General features: G+C 71.6%; 16 protein-coding genes. 9 read left to right on the forward strand and 7 right to left on the reverse strand.

Annotated elements, in window-relative coordinates; all coding sequences use genetic code 11:
* The first annotated feature begins 5 nt into the window (after positions 1-5).
* Entirely contained in the window at positions 6-638 is a 633-nt protein-coding gene (locus AC07VX_RS11690; RefSeq protein WP_493164901.1) for a hypothetical protein, read from the forward strand.
* Here the strand turns inward: AC07VX_RS11690 and AC07VX_RS11695 are convergent.
* Positions 635-1,792, reverse strand: coding sequence for an NAD(P)/FAD-dependent oxidoreductase (locus AC07VX_RS11695; protein ID WP_493164902.1), 1,158 nt, complete (start codon positions 1,790-1,792; stop codon positions 635-637). The two genes, AC07VX_RS11690 and AC07VX_RS11695, sit on opposite strands and share 4 nt — an antisense overlap.
* An 18-nt stretch (positions 1,793-1,810) precedes the next feature.
* Here AC07VX_RS11695 and AC07VX_RS11700 point away from each other — a divergent pair, with 18 nt between their 5' ends.
* The 3 genes from AC07VX_RS11700 to AC07VX_RS11710 all read left to right on the forward strand — a co-directional run bounded on the left by AC07VX_RS11700 (position 1,811) and on the right by AC07VX_RS11710 (position 4,942).
* Positions 1,811-2,704 (forward strand): DMT family transporter, encoded by an 894-nt coding sequence (locus AC07VX_RS11700; protein ID WP_493164903.1) that lies wholly within the window; start codon positions 1,811-1,813, stop codon positions 2,702-2,704.
* A gap of 68 nt (positions 2,705-2,772) precedes the next feature.
* Entirely contained in the window at positions 2,773-3,441 is a 669-nt protein-coding gene (locus AC07VX_RS11705) for a glutathione S-transferase family protein (RefSeq protein ID WP_493164904.1), read from the forward strand.
* 10 nt (positions 3,442-3,451) lie between these two features.
* Positions 3,452-4,942, forward strand: a complete 1,491-nt coding sequence (locus tag AC07VX_RS11710) for a CYTH and CHAD domain-containing protein (protein WP_493164905.1) — start codon at positions 3,452-3,454, stop codon at positions 4,940-4,942.
* Between the two features lie 40 nt (positions 4,943-4,982).
* On the opposite strand, the gene AC07VX_RS11715 is transcribed toward AC07VX_RS11710, so the two are convergent.
* The 4 genes from AC07VX_RS11715 to AC07VX_RS11730 all read right to left on the reverse strand — a co-directional run bounded on the left by AC07VX_RS11715 (position 4,983) and on the right by AC07VX_RS11730 (position 7,976).
* Positions 4,983-6,185 carry a c-type cytochrome gene (locus tag AC07VX_RS11715; protein ID WP_493164906.1) on the reverse strand — a complete coding sequence of 401 codons (1,203 nt, stop codon included), beginning with the start codon at positions 6,183-6,185 and terminating at the stop codon, positions 4,983-4,985.
* Complete coding sequence (locus tag AC07VX_RS11720; RefSeq protein WP_493165026.1) at positions 6,182-6,616, reverse strand: c-type cytochrome; 435 nt, start codon at positions 6,614-6,616, stop codon at positions 6,182-6,184. The genes AC07VX_RS11715 and AC07VX_RS11720 overlap by 4 nt, the downstream gene beginning before the upstream one ends.
* Entirely contained in the window at positions 6,613-7,179 is a 567-nt protein-coding gene (locus AC07VX_RS11725; RefSeq protein WP_493164907.1) for a ferritin-like domain-containing protein, read from the reverse strand. The genes AC07VX_RS11720 and AC07VX_RS11725 overlap by 4 nt, the downstream gene beginning before the upstream one ends.
* Positions 7,180-7,283: 104 nt before the next feature.
* Positions 7,284-7,976, reverse strand: a complete 693-nt coding sequence (locus AC07VX_RS11730) for an RNA polymerase sigma factor (RefSeq protein ID WP_493164908.1) — start codon at positions 7,974-7,976, stop codon at positions 7,284-7,286.
* Positions 7,977-8,140: 164 nt separating this feature from the next.
* On the opposite strand from AC07VX_RS11730, the gene AC07VX_RS11735 reads away from it, so the two are divergent.
* The 3 genes from AC07VX_RS11735 to AC07VX_RS11745 are packed head-to-tail and all read left to right on the forward strand — an operon-like array spanning position 8,141 to position 10,237.
* Positions 8,141-8,494, forward strand: coding sequence for a GntR family transcriptional regulator (locus AC07VX_RS11735; RefSeq protein WP_493164909.1), 354 nt, complete (start codon positions 8,141-8,143; stop codon positions 8,492-8,494).
* Complete coding sequence (locus tag AC07VX_RS11740) at positions 8,491-9,360, forward strand: ABC transporter ATP-binding protein (RefSeq protein WP_493164910.1); 870 nt, start codon at positions 8,491-8,493, stop codon at positions 9,358-9,360. The genes AC07VX_RS11735 and AC07VX_RS11740 overlap by 4 nt, the downstream gene beginning before the upstream one ends.
* Positions 9,361-9,370: 10 nt before the next feature.
* Entirely contained in the window at positions 9,371-10,237 is an 867-nt protein-coding gene (locus tag AC07VX_RS11745) for a hypothetical protein (protein ID WP_493164911.1), read from the forward strand.
* A 62-nt stretch (positions 10,238-10,299) separates the two neighbouring features.
* Here the strand turns inward: AC07VX_RS11745 and AC07VX_RS11750 are convergent, their stop codons facing one another.
* Both AC07VX_RS11750 and AC07VX_RS11755 read right to left on the reverse strand, forming a co-directional pair.
* The gene (locus tag AC07VX_RS11750; RefSeq protein ID WP_493164912.1) at positions 10,300-11,160 is read right to left on the reverse strand and encodes a ferritin family protein; all 861 of its coding nucleotides are present in this window, start codon (positions 11,158-11,160) and stop codon (positions 10,300-10,302) included.
* A 13-nt stretch (positions 11,161-11,173) separates the two neighbouring features.
* Positions 11,174-12,154, reverse strand: coding sequence for a MerR family transcriptional regulator (locus tag AC07VX_RS11755; RefSeq protein WP_493164913.1), 981 nt, complete (start codon positions 12,152-12,154; stop codon positions 11,174-11,176).
* Positions 12,155-12,732: 578 nt separating this feature from the next.
* Here AC07VX_RS11755 and AC07VX_RS11760 point away from each other — a divergent pair.
* Both AC07VX_RS11760 and AC07VX_RS11765 read left to right on the forward strand, forming a co-directional pair.
* The gene (locus AC07VX_RS11760) at positions 12,733-13,992 is read left to right on the forward strand and encodes an NAD(P)/FAD-dependent oxidoreductase (protein WP_493164914.1); all 1,260 of its coding nucleotides are present in this window, start codon (positions 12,733-12,735) and stop codon (positions 13,990-13,992) included.
* Positions 13,989-14,738 (forward strand): DUF1365 domain-containing protein, encoded by a 750-nt coding sequence (locus AC07VX_RS11765; protein ID WP_493164915.1) that lies wholly within the window; start codon positions 13,989-13,991, stop codon positions 14,736-14,738. Before AC07VX_RS11760 ends, AC07VX_RS11765 begins: the two co-directional genes overlap by 4 nt.
* The last annotated feature ends 1 nt before the right edge of the window (position 14,739 follow it).

Below are 14,739 nucleotides of genomic sequence, written 5' to 3' on the forward strand. Positions count from 1 at the left end.
GCCCCATGGGACGTGAAGCCAGTTGCACCGCCCGCGTAGGCGCGGAGACCGCCGAGGTCGCCGCCCTGCTCGAATCCACCACCGTCGTGCTGCGCGGCGCGATCAAGCGCAAATGGGACATCGCCGCGCTGCAGAACCTGCGGCTCGACGGCGAGGAGCTGCGCTTCGAGATCGGCGAAGAGGCCGTCGCCCTCGGGCTGGGTCAGAAGGAAGGCGAGCGCTGGCTGAAGAAGCTGCAGACGCCGCCGCCCACGCTGGCCGCCAAGCTGGGCGTCAGCGCCGACAACCCGGCCCTGCTGATCGGCCCGACCCAGGGCGCGCTGGACCCGGCGCTGGCCGAGGCGCTGGCCGGCGGCATCACCACCAACATGCGCGAGGCACGCATGCTGGTGGCCGTGCTGAGCAACGCGGCGGAGCTGCCGCGCATGGCCGAGTTCCATGCCGACATGATCTGCAACACCGTCTGGGTGGTGCACCCCAAGGGTCCGGAGGCCGACCCGTCGGACGCCGTGGTGCGCATCGCGATGCGCGGCTGGGGCTATGTGGACAACAAGACCAGCGCCGTGTCGGACGCGCTGACCGCCACGCGCTATGTGCGCAGCGCGCCGCCGGCCAAGAAACGCGTCCGCAACCGCTAGATGACGTTGGCCTCGACGAGGGGCCGGCCGTCGAGCAGGCGCTGCGGCGCGAGCGCATCGATCAACGGCGCGTCCAGGCCCGCGATCAGCCGCGCCATCGAATGCCCTACGGCCGGCGACTGCTGCATGCCGTGGCCGGAAAAGCCGCAGGCTGTGAAGGCGTTGGCCCAGCCGGGCAGGCGGCCGGCCAGGCCGTTGTGGTCGAAGGCATTCATCTCGTAGTAGCCGGCCCAGGCCGAGCGCACGCGCAGCGCCTCCAGCGCCGGCACGCGGGCCGCCAGCAGGGGCCAGAGCCATTCGTCGAAGAGGCCATGGTCGATGTCCTGCAGCGGCAGGTCGTCGGCATCCTCGCCCCGCGGCGGGCCGCCGGCCAGGATCAGCGAACCCTCGGTGCGGAACCACAGGCCGCTCGGGTCGATGACCAGCGGGCAGCCGGGCAAGACGGCCGGTGTCTCCAGCACGAACACGTCGCGCTTCTTCGCGCTCACCGGCAGCGCAACACCGAGGACCGTGCCCAGCGGCGCGCTCCAGGCCCCGGCGGCGATGACGAAGGCGTCGCCGCCCACGGCTGAGCCGTCGGCGCAGCGCACGCCGCGCACGCGCTCGCCCCGGGTGTCGAAGCCCACCGCCCCGGCCGCAACGAAACGCACGCCGCAGGCCTGCGCCTTGCGCCGGAAGGCGCGGTGCAGGGCCGGGCCGTCGAACCAGCCCTCGCCGCTCAGGCCCAGCGAGCCGAGCGCGAGGTCGCCCACGGCCAGCCAGGGGAAGCGGGCCGCTAGCTTAGCCGGCTCAAGCATCGCGACGTCCACGCCATCGGCGCGCTGCACGGCGTTCAGCCCGCGCAGCGTGGCCGCGCCCGCCTCCGTCGCCAGGTAGAGGTAGCCCGGCTCGACGAGACCGATGGCCGGGCGGTCGTCCGCCGTCGCCAGCTCGTCCGCCGCTCGGCGCAGGAACTCCACGCTCCAGCGCGACAAGGCCATGTTGACCGGCTGCGAGAACTGCTGACGGATGGAGCTCAGCGACAGCGAGCTCGACGCCTGCGCGTAGGACGGGTCGCGCTCCACGACGGTCACGCGGGCGCCATGGTCGCGGGCCAGGAAGCAGGCGGTGGCAGCGCCCATCACGCCGCCGCCGACGATGGTCACTTCGAGCATGCTGGCAGCATAGAGGCCATGAGCCCATCCAGCCGCCAGACCCATCTCGACCCCCGTGCCATCGCCCTGCTGCTGCTGTGCTGCCTGCTGTGGGGCATCAACCAGGTGGCGGCCAAGGCGGCGCTGACGGAGATCGGCCCGCTGTGGCAGGCGGGGCTGCGCTCGGCCGTGGCGGGCACGCTGGTGTGGCTGTGGTCCCTGTCGCGCGGCATCCGCCTGTTCGAGCGCGATGGCAGCCTCGGCGGCGGGCTGCTGGCCGGGCTGCTGTTCGCGGGCGAGTTCGCCTGCATCTTCGTCGGCCTGCAGTACACCAGCGCCTCGCGCATGGTCGTGTTCATCTACCTCGCGCCCTTCATCGTCGCACTGGGCATGCCGTGGATCGCGCACGGCGAGGCGCTGTCGTCGCGGCAGTGGACGGGCCTGGTGCTGGCCTTCGCCGCGATGGCCTTTGCGTTCGCGGAAGGCTTCTCGGCGCCCGGCACGCCGGGGCAGTGGTGGGGTGACGCGCTGGGCGTGGCCGCCGCCGTGCTGTGGGGCGGCACGACGCTGGCCATCCGCGCCACCCGGCTCAGCGCCGCACCGGCTGAGAAGACCCTGCTCTACCAGCTCGGCATCTCGGCCCTGGCCCTGTGCGCCGCGGCCGCCCTGTCGGGCGAGGCACTGCCGCTGCACTGGTCGCCGCGTCTCCTCGGCCTGTTCGGCTTCCAGGCCGTCATCGTCACCTTCGCGAGCTACCTGGCCTGGTTCTGGCTCGTCCGCCACTACGCGGCCACCAAGCTTTCCGTCTTCACGCTGAGCACGCCGCTGTTCGGGCTGGTGGCCGGCGCGCTGCTGCTGGGCGAGGGCATCAGCGCCCGGCTGGTGGGCGCGCTGGTGGCGCTGGCGGCAGGCATCGTGCTGGTGAACCGCTGATGTCACCGGCGCGCCAGAGCCGGCCCGCCGCCCTGCATAGACTGCCCGCTTCCCACCAGGAGACACCCATGATCACCCTCTGCGGCATCCCGCTCTCGAACTACTACAACAAGGTCAAGCTGGCCCTGCTGGAGAAGGGCGTCCCCTTCACCGAGGAGTACGTCAAGACGCACTCCCACGACGAGGCCGTACTGAGCTTCACGCCGCTGGGCAAGGTGCCCTTCATCAAGACCCTGCACGGCGGGCTGTGCGAGAGCCAGGTCATCGTCGACTACCTGGAGGCCGCCTACCCCGACACGCCGCGCCTGATTCCCGCCGATCCCTGGCAGGCCGCCAAGGTGCGCGAGCTGATCACCTATGTCGAGCTGCACCTGGAGCTGGTCGCGCGCGAGCTGTACGCCGAGGCCTTCTTCGGCGGCCAGGTCAGCGAGGGCACGAAGAAGCGCGTGGCCCGCGTGCTGCCGGAGAACATCGCCGCCTTCAAGCGCCTGGCGAAGTTCGGCCCCTACCTGGCGGGCGACAGCTTCACGATGGCCGACTGCGCCGGCTGGGTCAGCCTGCCGCTGGTGGCCCTGGCCACCAAGACCATCTACGGCGAGGACCTGCTGGCCGCCGGCGGCGTGGACTGGAAGCCCTATGCCCGGCTGATCGGCGAGCGCCCGCACGCCATCAAGGTGGCCGCCGACCGCAAGGCCGACCAGGATCGCTCGCTGGCGGCCAACCGCGCCCAGGGCTAGGCTGCGTGCCTTGACCTCCGCGCACACCGATCTCGAACTGAAGTTCCTCGTGCCCGCCACCGGGCGCGCGGCGCTGGCGGCGGAGCTGGCGGGCCGGGGCAGCCCGCGGCGCGTCTGGCTGACGACCGTCCATCTGGACACCCCCGACCAGCGCCTGGCCGGCGCCGGGCTGGCCTGGCGCATGTGCCGCGCAGACGGGCGCTGGGTGCAGGGCTTGAAGACCGCGCGCGGCGGCGCCGCGCAGCGCGTCGAGCACGAGACCGTCCACCCCGATGCCGGTCTCCACGCCAGCCCCGACGCCGCAGCCCACGCCGACAGCGCCGCGGGCCGGCGGCTGGCTGCACTGCTGGCGCAGGCGCGGCAGGAGGGCGTGGAGGCCGGCATCCGCTTCCAGAGCCGGGTGCTGCGGCTGGAGCGCCGCGTGCGCACACGGGGCGCCGTCGTCTCCGTCGCGCTGGACGAGGGCCGGCTGACGGCCGGCGACGCGGTGCAGAAGATCCGCGTGGTCAGGTTTGGCCTCGTGTCGGGGTCGCCGGTGGCCATGCTGGCACTGGTGGAACGCTGGCGCCGGCGGCACCGCCTCGTCCACGACCCGCGCGGCGACGCCGAGCAGGGTCAGCAGCTCGCCGCCGGCTCGCCCCAGGCGCCGCTTCGCAAGGCCAGGACGCCGCGCTACGACGCGCACGCGGGCGCTCTCGACGCCTTCGGCGCCGCGTTCGACGAATGCCTGGCCCAGGTTTGCCTGAACGCCGTCGGCCTGGCCAACGGCGACCCCGGGCTGCGCGTCGAGCAGGTGCACCAGATGCGCGTCGGCATCCGGCGGCTGCGCAGCGCGCTGCGCGCCTTTCGCGGCTGGGTGGACGCGCCGCCGGCCGAACTGGTCGACGGCCTGCGCGCGCTGTTCGCCGAGCTCGGCCGGGCACGCGAAAGCGACGTGTTCGGCAGCGGCGTCGCTGCCGAGCTCGCCCGCGTGGGCGCACCGCTCCTCACGCTGCCCGCGCAAGCCGCCGCACCGGCTGTTGCCGCGCTGATCCGCGCCGACGCCACGCAGCGCCTGCTGCTCGGCTGGATCGCCTGGCGTGCCGGCCTGCAGCCGCAGGTCGAGGCCCGGGAGCGGTTGAAGCGCCTGGCCCGCCAGCGGCTGCGCCGCTGGCACCGGGACCTGGCCGACGCCTGCCGCTCCTTCGACGAACTCGACGAGGCGGCGCTGCACGCGCTGCGCAAGCATGCCAAGCGCCAGCGCTACTCGCTGGAGTTCTTCGCGCCGCTGCTGCCGCAAGGGCACGCCGCCCGCCATCTCCAAGCCCTGGGCGGTGCCCAGGAGTCCCTGGGCGAGATCAACGACCTCGTCGTCGCCCGCAACCGCTACCAGGCCCTGGTGGCCAGCGATCCGGCAGCCTGGTTCGCCGTGGGCTGGCTGACCGCCCGGCTGGCCGAGGCGCGCGAGCGGGCGCGTGGCGAGCTGGGCCGTCTGGCTGCCATCGAGAACCTGCCACGCTGATGCCACCGCTGCAGGCCCGCAAGCCTGCCGCGGGCGGCGCTCACAACGACCTCAGGTACTGGGCCAGGTCGCCGATCTGCTGCGCGTCCAGCCCCAGGCCCTGGCGCCGGTTGTAGCGCGCGGCCACGTCCTCCAGCGTGGCGGCCGAGCCGTCGTGGAAATAGGGCGCGCGCTGCCACAGCGCGCGCAGCGGCGTGGCGCGGTACAGCCGCGTCGCGGAGCGCGCGGCATAGCTGGGCGACTCGGGCTCGGCCATCGAATCGGCCGGCGGGTGCAGGCGCGTGAAGGCGTCGCTGAACTGCGCGCCGCCATGACAACTTACGCAGCGGCCCGCGCCTTCGAAGACGAGCTTGCCGCGCGCCGCCGCGGCGGCGTCGAAGCTGCCAGCCGGTGCGGGCGGTGCCTTCAGGCTGAGCTGGTAGGCCTGCAGCGCGGCGAGCTTGCCGCTGACGAGGTCCTGGCTGCCACGCGTGATCGACAGATTCAGGCGCGGCTCGCTGACGCTGCCCTGCCCGCCCATCTCGGCGACGGCGACGTAGCGGTTCCAGTAGGCCAGGTCGGCGCCGTCGCCGGTGTAGGTGATGCTGTGCACGCCCTGCAGACCGTAGGCCGGCGGGATGACGACGGGGCCGCTCTTGCCGTCGATGTTGTGGCGCGGGTCGAAACGGCCCTTGCCCCAGCTGCGGAACACCGCCTTCATCGAGGCGTCCACGGCCGGCGACAGCGCGAGGATGGCGCCGGGGTCGAGATCGCGGTTGGCCCAGCCATCCAGGCGCCGGCCGATGCCCTTGGCCAGCGAGTCGTCGACGGTGGAGTGGCAGAGCGCGCAGGTGATGCCCACGCGGCGCAGCACGTCGCGGCCGTTGACGGTCTCCACGCCGGCCTTGAGGCCGACGACGGCATCGAGCTTGAGCAGGGCCACCGTCGTGGCAGGGTCCTGCAGGTCGACGGCGCCGCGCTTGAGCGCATCCACTAGGCTGGCCGGCAGGGCGTCCACGTCGACCTTGAGGCCCACGGCCAGCGCCGTGGCCGGCGCCACCGAGGTGGCGATGACCTCGTGCAGGCGCAGCGTTTCGGTCCACTGCAGTTCGTCGCCGAAGGTGTCGTGGCGGAAGATCTGCCGCCCCTCGTCGAGCAGGGCGGCGGAGGGCGGCGTCTCGGCGTCGTCGCTGCCGCCGCAGGCCGACATCAGCAGGGCGGCAGCGCAGGCGGCCAAGGCGGTGGCCAGGGTCAGCTTGTTCATCGGGGCTTCTCCGGAAAGGGCCGCGCGGCGGCGGCCGGGGGCGGACGGCATGCATCGCCCTGGCTGGCAGCGCGCAGATAGGCGATGAGGTCGCGGCGCTCCTGCGCCTCGGGCACCCCCGCATAGGTCATCGTCGTGTCGGGCACGACGCGCATCGGCGCGGCGAGGAAGCGGTCCAGCGCCCGCTCGTCCCAGACGATGCCGGAGCGCTTCATCGCCGCGGAGAAGTCGTAGCCCGGCAGGCTGCCCGCGCGGCGGCCCAGCAGGCCGCAGTGGCGTGGGCCCACGCTGTCGTGCGCGAGCGCATGGCAGCCGGCGCAGCGGGCGTAGACCTGCTCGCCGCGCACGACGGCCGCGGGCTGGGCCAGGGCGGTGCCGCTCAAGGCCGCACCGCACAGCAGCAGCTGGCGAAGGCCGCGCATGGCCTTCAGCTCATGAAGGCCGACGGCACCGGCGCCTCGCCCAGCGCTTGGCGCAGTACGGCCCAGTGCATGGCCTCGTCGCCCAGGATGCTGGCGGCGGCCTTGGCGAGCTCGCGGTTGCCGAACAGCGGCACGGCGCCGAGGTAGGCGCTGACGGCGCCCTGCTCCAGCCGCGCCGCGAAGCGCAGCACGTCGGCCTCCGACTTCAGCTGGCCGAGCGGAAAGTTGTATTGCGCCCTGGCCACGGCCGGCTTGCCGCCGAGCTGCCCGACGGTGCGCGCCAGCAGCTCGGCATGCTCCTTGTGATGGCCCTGGAAGGCGAGGGCCAGCTCCAGCGTCGGCTTGCGCAGCAGCTGGCTCTCGGCGCCGGCCTGGTAGGCCGCGATGGCCTCCAGCTCGGCGGCCAGGGCGGTGTTGAGGATCTGCACGTCGCGCGGTGCGGCGGCGTCGGCCTGGGCGGCGAGAGCGTCGCGGCCGGCCAGCAGCGCCACGGCGGCGCCGGACAGCAGCAGGCCGGACTGGCCGAGAAAGCCGCGGCGGGCAGGGGCGATGGGGGTGGTGAGGAAGGACATGGCAACTCCTGAAGAACCGGAAGGGCCGGCCGCGCAGCCGGCAGGGCTCCGCCCGTCGACTCCGGTGTCGACGGGGGCGTGAGGCGAAACGGGAAGGGTGGCGGTCAGCGCCGCAGGCGCGTCATCACATGGGCGACGACAAGGTCGCAGCGCGCGCCGGCGAACGCGAAGGCGTCGGCCGTGGCCAGGTCGAGGTCCTGCGCCAGCATCTCGCGAAGCGCGGCGCGGGCACGAAAGTAGCGCGTGCGCACCGTGGCCTCGGGCAGCGACAGCAGCTCGGCGACCTCGACGGCGCTGAGCTCCTCGACGGCGCGCAGCATGAACACGGTGCGGAAGGTCTCGGGCAGCGCATCGATGCGCTTCTCCATCAGCGCGCGCAGCTGGCCGCGCAGCAGCGCGGCATCGGGGCCGGCGTCGGCATCGCCTGGCAGGGCCGGGGTCTCCTCCGGCTCATCCTCGGCGGGTGCGGTGAACAGCGGCAGCACCTCGGCCGCCGGGCGGCGCTGGCGCGACACAGCCTCGTTGACAACGATGCGCACCAGCCAGGTCGACAGCCGCGCCTCGCCGCGCCAGCGCGCCAGCCCGTGCCAGGCTTTCAGATAGGCCTCCTGCAGCACGTCCTGGGCATCCTCGTCGCTGCGCAGGATGGCCCGCGCGGTGCGGAACAGCAGGCGGTTGTGGCGGCGCATGATGAGCTCGAAGGCGTCCGGCAGGCCCTGGCCGCAGAGGGCGGCCAGCTCGGCGTCGCTGCAGGCGCCAGGGTCGGCCGGCAAGGCAGGGGCGGTCAGGGGCTTCATCGGTGGTGGGCGCAAGGGGTTGATCTGTCCATTGGACGCGAGGCGCGGCCATTTCGTTCCCGTGCAGCCCATGCCCCCGGATCTGCAGTTCGTCGCGCCTCGCTGGGGCGGCCGGGGAGGTGGAGATATGGTGTGCTACATCAGCAACACACCCCGGAGCGCCCATGACTCCCACCTGGACCGACCAGGCGCCGATCTACCAGCAGCTCGCCGACCGTCTGGCCGTGCAGCTGCTCGACGGCAGCCCCCCCGAAGGCGAGGCCCTGCCCTCGGTGCGCGCACTCGCCAGCCAGTACGTCATCAACCCGCTGACCGTCACGCGGGCGCTGCAGGCGCTCAGCGACCACGGCCTGATCGAGTCGCGCCGCGGCCTGGGGATGTACGTGATGGCCGGCGCCCGCGAGCGGCTGTTGCGCCAGGAGCGCGAGCAGTTCCTGCAGAAGGACTGGCCCGCGCTGCGCGCCAAGCTCAAGCGCCTGGGGCTGAACGCCAAGGATCTGAACTGGGAGTCGACATGAACCTCATCGAAGTCAAGAACGCGACGCTGCGCTACGGCAAGAAGACCGCCCTGAACGACGTGTCCCTCACGGTGCCCCAGGGCCGCGTGGTGGGCTTGCTGGGCCACAACGGCGCCGGCAAGACCTCGCTGATGAAGGCCCTCGTGGGCTTGCTGCCGGTGCAGGGCGAGATGACGGTTCTGGGCCTGAACCCGACGCACGACCGCCAGAAGCTGCTGGAGCAGCTGAGCTACATCCCCGACGTGGCCGTGCTGCCGCGCTGGGCCCGGGTGCACGAGCTGATCACGCTGATGAGCCGGCTGCAGCCCAGGTTCTCGGCCGAGCGGGCCCGCGCCCTGCTCAAGCGCACGAGCGTGGGCGAGGGGGACAAGGTGAAGAGCCTGTCCAAGGGCATGGTGGCGCAGACCCACCTGGCGCTGATCGCCGCCATCGACGCCAAGCTGATGATCCTGGACGAGCCGACGCTGGGCCTGGACGTGGTGTCGCGCAAGAGCTTCTACGAGATGCTGATCGACGAGTGGTGCGACGGCGAGCGCAGCGTGCTGATCTCGACGCACCAGGTCGAGGAGGTGGAGGCGCTGCTCTCCGACGTGATCATGCTGGACGAGGGGCGCGTGGCGCTGTCGATCAGCCTGGAGGACATCGACCGCCGCTTCGTCGCGCTGAACCACGACCCGGCCGCCGCCGACGCGATGGCCGCCGCCCACCCGCTGCTGCGCTACCGCGAGCAGGGCCGCACGACCTCGCTGTTCGACGGCGCGCCGCCAGAGCATGTGGCCAGCCTGGGCCAGCGCGTGCGCCCCAGCCTCGTCGACCTCTTCATGGCGCTGACCCGCAACCCGGCGCTGAACAGTAAGCAAGCCTGAAGGACCTGCCATGAACAACCATCTCCCCACCCTGCTGCTGCGCGAATGGATGCAGCACAAGCGCGGCTGGCTGATCGCGGCCTTCGCGCCGCCCCTCCTCTTCCTGGCCATGCTGCCCTTCGGCAACGTGCAGGGCCTGCCGGAAAAGCACCGCGAACTGCTGGCCCTGGCCATCCTGCTGATCAGCGCGGCGGCCGTTTTCGGCATCTGCCTGCTGGTGGCGCTGTTCCAGCTGCCGGGCCTGGCGCGCCGCGATGCCCAGGACCGCTCCATCGAGTTCTGGCTGTCCCTGCCCGGGCGGCCGAGCGAGAGCGTGGCTGCAACGGTGCTGGCGCATGCCTGGCTGGCCCCGCTGGGCGGCGCCGTCGTCGGCACGCTGTTCGGACTGCCGATCGCGATGTCGGTGCTCGGGCGGCAGGACGGCTTCGAAGCGGTGGCCGCCGTGAACTGGGCCGAGGTCGTCTCCGCCGCAGCGCCGCTGCTGCTGCGCGGCCTGGCCGGCACGCTGCCGATGCTCCTGTGGCTGGCGCCGCTGATCTTCGTGCTGATGGCGGCCTCGGCCTGGCTCAAGCGCCTGGGCGTGCCGCTGGTGCTGGTGGGCGGCTTGGTGGCCGTGCTGGTGCTCGAAAAGGTCTACGCGATCGACTGGCCGCTGCGCGCACTGGCCGACTGGAACGCCCAGGTCAACACGGCCATCATCCACGACGGCAACGGCCTGAAGAGCGCCCTGATGTCGGACGTCAACCTGTGGACCTGGGTGACGCAGGACTTCGGCCAGGCGCTGGCGGAGCTGGCCTCGCTGCAGTTCCTCGGCTGGGCCGCCGTCGCCGCCGCGGGCTTTGCGCTGGTAGTGATGAAGCGCTCGCGCGGCGGCTGAGCCGGCTCGCACGCCCCAACGGAAAGAGGCCCCGCGGGGCCTCTTCCTGTTACTGCCGTCGATCAGGCCGGCTTGAGGTCGGAGCCGGGCGGCACGATGCGCGCGGCCATTTCCTTGCGGAAGCGGTTGAGCTCCTGCACGGTGGCGAAGCTGCGATCCATCAGCAGGCTCATGTTGTGCAGGATGCGCTCGACGACCTTGTTCTCCCACACGCTGTCGAACTGGATCTGGGTGTCCAGCCAGCGCTCCAGCCACTCGGGGTCAGGCAGGCGGCTCTGGATGGTGTCGCGCGGGAAGAGCTTGGCGTTCACGTGCAGATTGGTCGGGTGCAGGGCCTGGGCCGTGCGGCGGGCCGAGGCCATCAGCACGCCCACCTTGGCGAAAGCCGCACGGGCCTCGTCGCCGAACTTGGCCATGGCGCGCTTCATGTAGCGCAGGTAGGCGCCGCCGTGGCGGGCCTCGTCGCGCGACAGGGTTTCGTAGATGGCCTTGATGACCGGCTCGGTGTGCCACTCGCTGGCGCGGCGGTACCAGTGGTTCAGGCGGATCTCGCCGCAGAAGTGCAGCATCAGCGTTTCCAGCGCGGGCGCGGGGTCGAAGTCGAAGCGCACCTCGTGCAGCTCGGCCTCGGTGGGCACGAGGTCGGGGCGGAAACGCTTGAGGTATTCCATCAGCACCAGGCTGTGCTTCTGCTCCTCGAAGAACCAGACCGACATGAAGGCGGAGAAGTCGCTGTCCTCCCGGTTGTCGCGCAGGAACATCTCGGTGGCGGGCAGGGCCGACCACTCGGTGATGGCGTTCATCTTGATCGTCTGGGCCTGCTCCTCGGTCAGCTGGCTGGCGTCGAACTTGTCCCAGGGAATGTCGCGATCCATGTTCCAGCGCACGGCTTCGAGTTGCTTGAACAGTTCGGGGTAAAGCATGGTGAGTCCTCGTTTAGAGGCGGGATTCTAAAAGTTCGCGCCGGCGCGCCATTTCCGGCCCTACGGCGGCCAGGCCATCGAGGCAGCGCACGCCTTGCGGGCAAGCCGGCTGACGCAGCGCGCGGCTGCTGCCGCCAGCCCAGATCTCGACCTCGGCCGGCAACAGGCCACGCAGCGCAGCCAAGCCGTCGAGCACGGCCCGCATGGGCAGCTGGCCGCTGAAGCTCAGGGCGACGATGTCGGCCCGGTAGGCGCTGGCCGCGGCCGTCAGCTGGGCCAGCGGCGTCTGCGCGCCCAGCGACAGGCAGACCGCGCCCTCCAGGCTCAGCAGGGCCTCGGCCATCAGCAGGCCCAGGGCGTGGCCCTCGCCGGGCAGCGTGGTCAGCAGCACGCGCGGCCCGGCGCTCTGCGCCTGGGGCGGCAGCGCGTGGATGGCCTGACGCAGCACGAGCTGCAGCGACTCGCTGTAGATGTGCTCCTCGAAGATCTGCAGCTCGCCGCTCATCCACAGCTCGCCCACGCGCGTCGTCAACGGCGCGATGACTTCGGTGACGCCACCCGCCAGGCCTCGGCGCAGCAACGCCTGCGACAGGCTGCGCCGCAGACCGTCGATGTCGTGCGCCTGCAGCTGGGCCGTGCAGACGCGGATCTCGGGCGCCTCGGGCGCCGCGGCGGCAGCCGGGCCGGACAAGGCTGCAGAGGGCTGCAGCAGGGTCGACAGCTCCTGCAGCGAAGCGGCGACGACACGCCCCGGCCGATGGCCGGCGTCGAGCAAGCGCTTGATGAGGCGCAGCTTGTGCACCTGCTCGGCTGGGTAGAGCCGTTCGCCGGCGGCGTCGCGCCAGGGCGCCGGGAAGCCGTAGCGGCGCTCCCAGACGCGCAGTGTCTCCTTGTTGATCCCGGTGTCGCGCTCGACGACCGCGATGCCCATGCCGCCCGCCGGCGCACCGGCATCCGGGCCCTCACCCTCCGCGTAGACAGCGGCATCAGTCATGGCAGACGCCGCCCGATCGACGCGAACGGCGGGCCGGGTTGACCTTTATTTGTCCTGGACAAAACTGAGACAACTGAAGAATCATGACTTAATATAGGCCTGCAAACGGCATTTGCCCAGGACAAACCATCAACAACACGCCGCGATTCTCCCCGCAAGTGAGCAGCTCGTGCACTGTTTGCGAATGAGGTCGGGAATATCGAGGCCGCGCGGAACACCAGACCATGACGACAACAATCGTCGCCCGAACTGGGTACAGCGCCCAGGAACTTCATGCTTCGGAGCGCCTCTCAGGCTACATACACAGTGAAAACCCGGGTGCCTCGGCGCCCGGGGCTGCTGAGTTCAACGCCGAATTTGGGTCGCGCAACCTCTCTGGGTTCAGAGCAGCAATCTCGGAGCCGTTCTCCTCCTCCTCCCTCCCTCCCTCGTTGGCTCCGAGGCGTTCTGCGGCCACTTTTACAGCCCGGGCCCGTGTCGATGACGCGGGCCCTTCCCTTTTCCCCGGCGGCCACGCCACGCCCGATCTGCTGGGCCTCTTGCGGGGCCGCGGCCATCCTCGCGCGCCGGGCGGCCGGGTGGACAAGCGCATCGCCGTGGTGGGCGCAGGCGTCGCCGGCCTATCAGCCGCCTGGAGCCTGAGCGATCGCGCCCACGTCACGCTGTTCGAGGCCGGCGTCCATGCCGGCGGCCACACGCACACCGTGGACGTGACGCTGGACGGCATCACCCACGGCGTGGACACCGGCTTCCTCGTCTTCAACGAGCGCACCTACCCGCTGCTGATCCAGCTCTTCAGCCAACTGGACGTGCAGGTTGCCAAAAGCGACATGAGCTTCTCCGCCCAGGTGCCGGCCGACGGCATCGAGTGGAGCGGCAGCAACCTGGCCACCGTCTTCGCCCAGCGCCGCAACCTGCTGCGGCCGGCCTTCTGGGGCATGCTGGCCGACCTGCTGCGCTTCAACCGCCTGTGCACCGCCCTCGCCACGCACGGCGAGGAGGCGGCGCTGGCCGAGCCCATCGGCGAGTTCCTGGACCGCCATCGCTTCGGCCGCGGCTTTCGCGACTGGTATCTGCTGCCCATGGTCGCCTGCATCTGGTCCTGCCCGACGGCGCAGATGCTGCAGTTCCCCATCCGCACGCTGATCCGCTTCTGCCACAACCACGGCCTGCTGCAGGTGAACGACCGGCCACAGTGGTGGACGGTCACCGGCGGCGCGCGGCACTACGTCGAGGCCATGCTGCCGGCCATCCACGACGTGCGCCTGGCCGCGCCGGTGCAGCGCGTGCAGCGCCGGCCGGGCGGCGGCGTGACCCTCACCTCGACCCGTGGCGAGGAGGGCTTCGACGCCGTCGTCCTCGCCGGCCACAGCGACCAGAGCCTGGCCCTGCTGGCCGACGCCAGCGCCGCTGAGCGCGAGCTGCTCGGCGCCATCCGCTACCAGCCCAACGTGGCCGTGCTGCACACCGACACCCGCCTGCTGCCACGCCGCCGCAGTGCCTGGGCGGCCTGGAACTACGAGAGCGGCAGCGATGGCTCGTCCGTCTGCCTGCACTACCTGCTCAACCAGCTGCAGCCCCTGCCCTGGCAGCAGCCCGTCATCGTGTCGCTGAACCCGCTGCGCCAGCCTGAGCCGGCGCGCGTGCTCGGTCGCTACGACTACGCCCACCCGGTGTTCGACGACGGTGCCGTGCGCGCCCAGGCCCGGCTGCCCGAGATCCAGGGCGCTGGTGGCGTCTGGTTTGCCGGCGCATGGACGCGTTATGGCTTCCATGAGGACGGCCTGCTGTCGGGCCTGACCACCGCCCAGCAGGTCATCGAAAGGGTGCTGGCATGAACCTCGCCCAGCTCGGCGTGGGTCAGGTCTTCCACCGTCGGCTGCGGCCACGCGAGCACGCCTTCGCCTACCCGAGCTATTTCCTGTGGCTGCCGATGCGCTCGCTGCGTGACGCGCCCAGCCCCGCGCTGAACCGCAACGGCCGGGGCTGGCTGAGCTTCCACGACGCCGACCACGGTGATGGCGGCGCCGATGCGCTGGCCTGGCTGGAGCACCTGCTGGCCGCCGAGGGCGTCGCCGATGCCGGCGGTGAGGTCTGGCTGCAGACCTACCCACGTGTGCTGGGCCATGTCTTCAAGCCCGTCAGCTTCTGGTTCTGCGAGCGCGTGGACGGCACGCTGGCCGCCATCGTCGTCGAGGTGAACAACACCTTCGGCGAGCGCCACTGCTACCTGCTGCAAGGCCCCGACCTGGCCTGGGGCCACGAGTTGCCGGCAGCCAAGGTCTTCCACGTCTCGCCCTTCTGCCGCGTGGAGGGCCGCTACCGCTTCCGCTTCATGCGCTACGGCGACCACCTCGTCAGCTGCGTCGACCACGACGACGCCTCGGGCCCGCTGCTGCTCACCAGCCTCAGCGGCCGCCTGCATCGCCTGACCTCGCGCACCGCGCGCCGCGCCTTCTTCGCCATGCCGGCGCTGACGCTGATGGTCGTCGCCCGCATCCACTGGCAGGCGCTGAAGCTGGCCCTCAAGCGCGTGCCCTTCTTCTCCAAACCCCAGCCGCCAGAGCGATTCATCACCCGCTGAC

It is taken from the genome of Roseateles sp. GW821-FHT03B02 (assembly GCF_059421025.1).

Coding starts and splice junctions, on each gene's coding strand:
- AC07VX_RS11750 (WP_493164912.1), bottom strand. CDS start 11,160: ATGCTTTACCCCGAACTGTTCAAGCAACTCGAAGCCGTGCGCTGGAAC.
- AC07VX_RS11730 (WP_493164908.1), bottom strand. CDS start 7,976: ATGAAGCCCCTGACCGCCCCTGCCTTGCCGGCCGACCCTGGCGCCTGC.
- AC07VX_RS11765 (WP_493164915.1), top strand. CDS start 13,989: ATGAACCTCGCCCAGCTCGGCGTGGGTCAGGTCTTCCACCGTCGGCTG.
- AC07VX_RS11690 (WP_493164901.1), top strand. CDS start 6: ATGGGACGTGAAGCCAGTTGCACCGCCCGCGTAGGCGCGGAGACCGCC.
- AC07VX_RS11715 (WP_493164906.1), bottom strand. CDS start 6,185: ATGAACAAGCTGACCCTGGCCACCGCCTTGGCCGCCTGCGCTGCCGCC.
- AC07VX_RS11705 (WP_493164904.1), top strand. CDS start 2,773: ATGATCACCCTCTGCGGCATCCCGCTCTCGAACTACTACAACAAGGTC.
- AC07VX_RS11725 (WP_493164907.1), bottom strand. CDS start 7,179: ATGTCCTTCCTCACCACCCCCATCGCCCCTGCCCGCCGCGGCTTTCTC.
- AC07VX_RS11740 (WP_493164910.1), top strand. CDS start 8,491: ATGAACCTCATCGAAGTCAAGAACGCGACGCTGCGCTACGGCAAGAAG.
- AC07VX_RS11745 (WP_493164911.1), top strand. CDS start 9,371: ATGAACAACCATCTCCCCACCCTGCTGCTGCGCGAATGGATGCAGCAC.
- AC07VX_RS11735 (WP_493164909.1), top strand. CDS start 8,141: ATGACTCCCACCTGGACCGACCAGGCGCCGATCTACCAGCAGCTCGCC.
- AC07VX_RS11695 (WP_493164902.1), bottom strand. CDS start 1,792: ATGCTCGAAGTGACCATCGTCGGCGGCGGCGTGATGGGCGCTGCCACC.
- AC07VX_RS11700 (WP_493164903.1), top strand. CDS start 1,811: ATGAGCCCATCCAGCCGCCAGACCCATCTCGACCCCCGTGCCATCGCC.
- AC07VX_RS11755 (WP_493164913.1), bottom strand. CDS start 12,154: ATGACTGATGCCGCTGTCTACGCGGAGGGTGAGGGCCCGGATGCCGGT.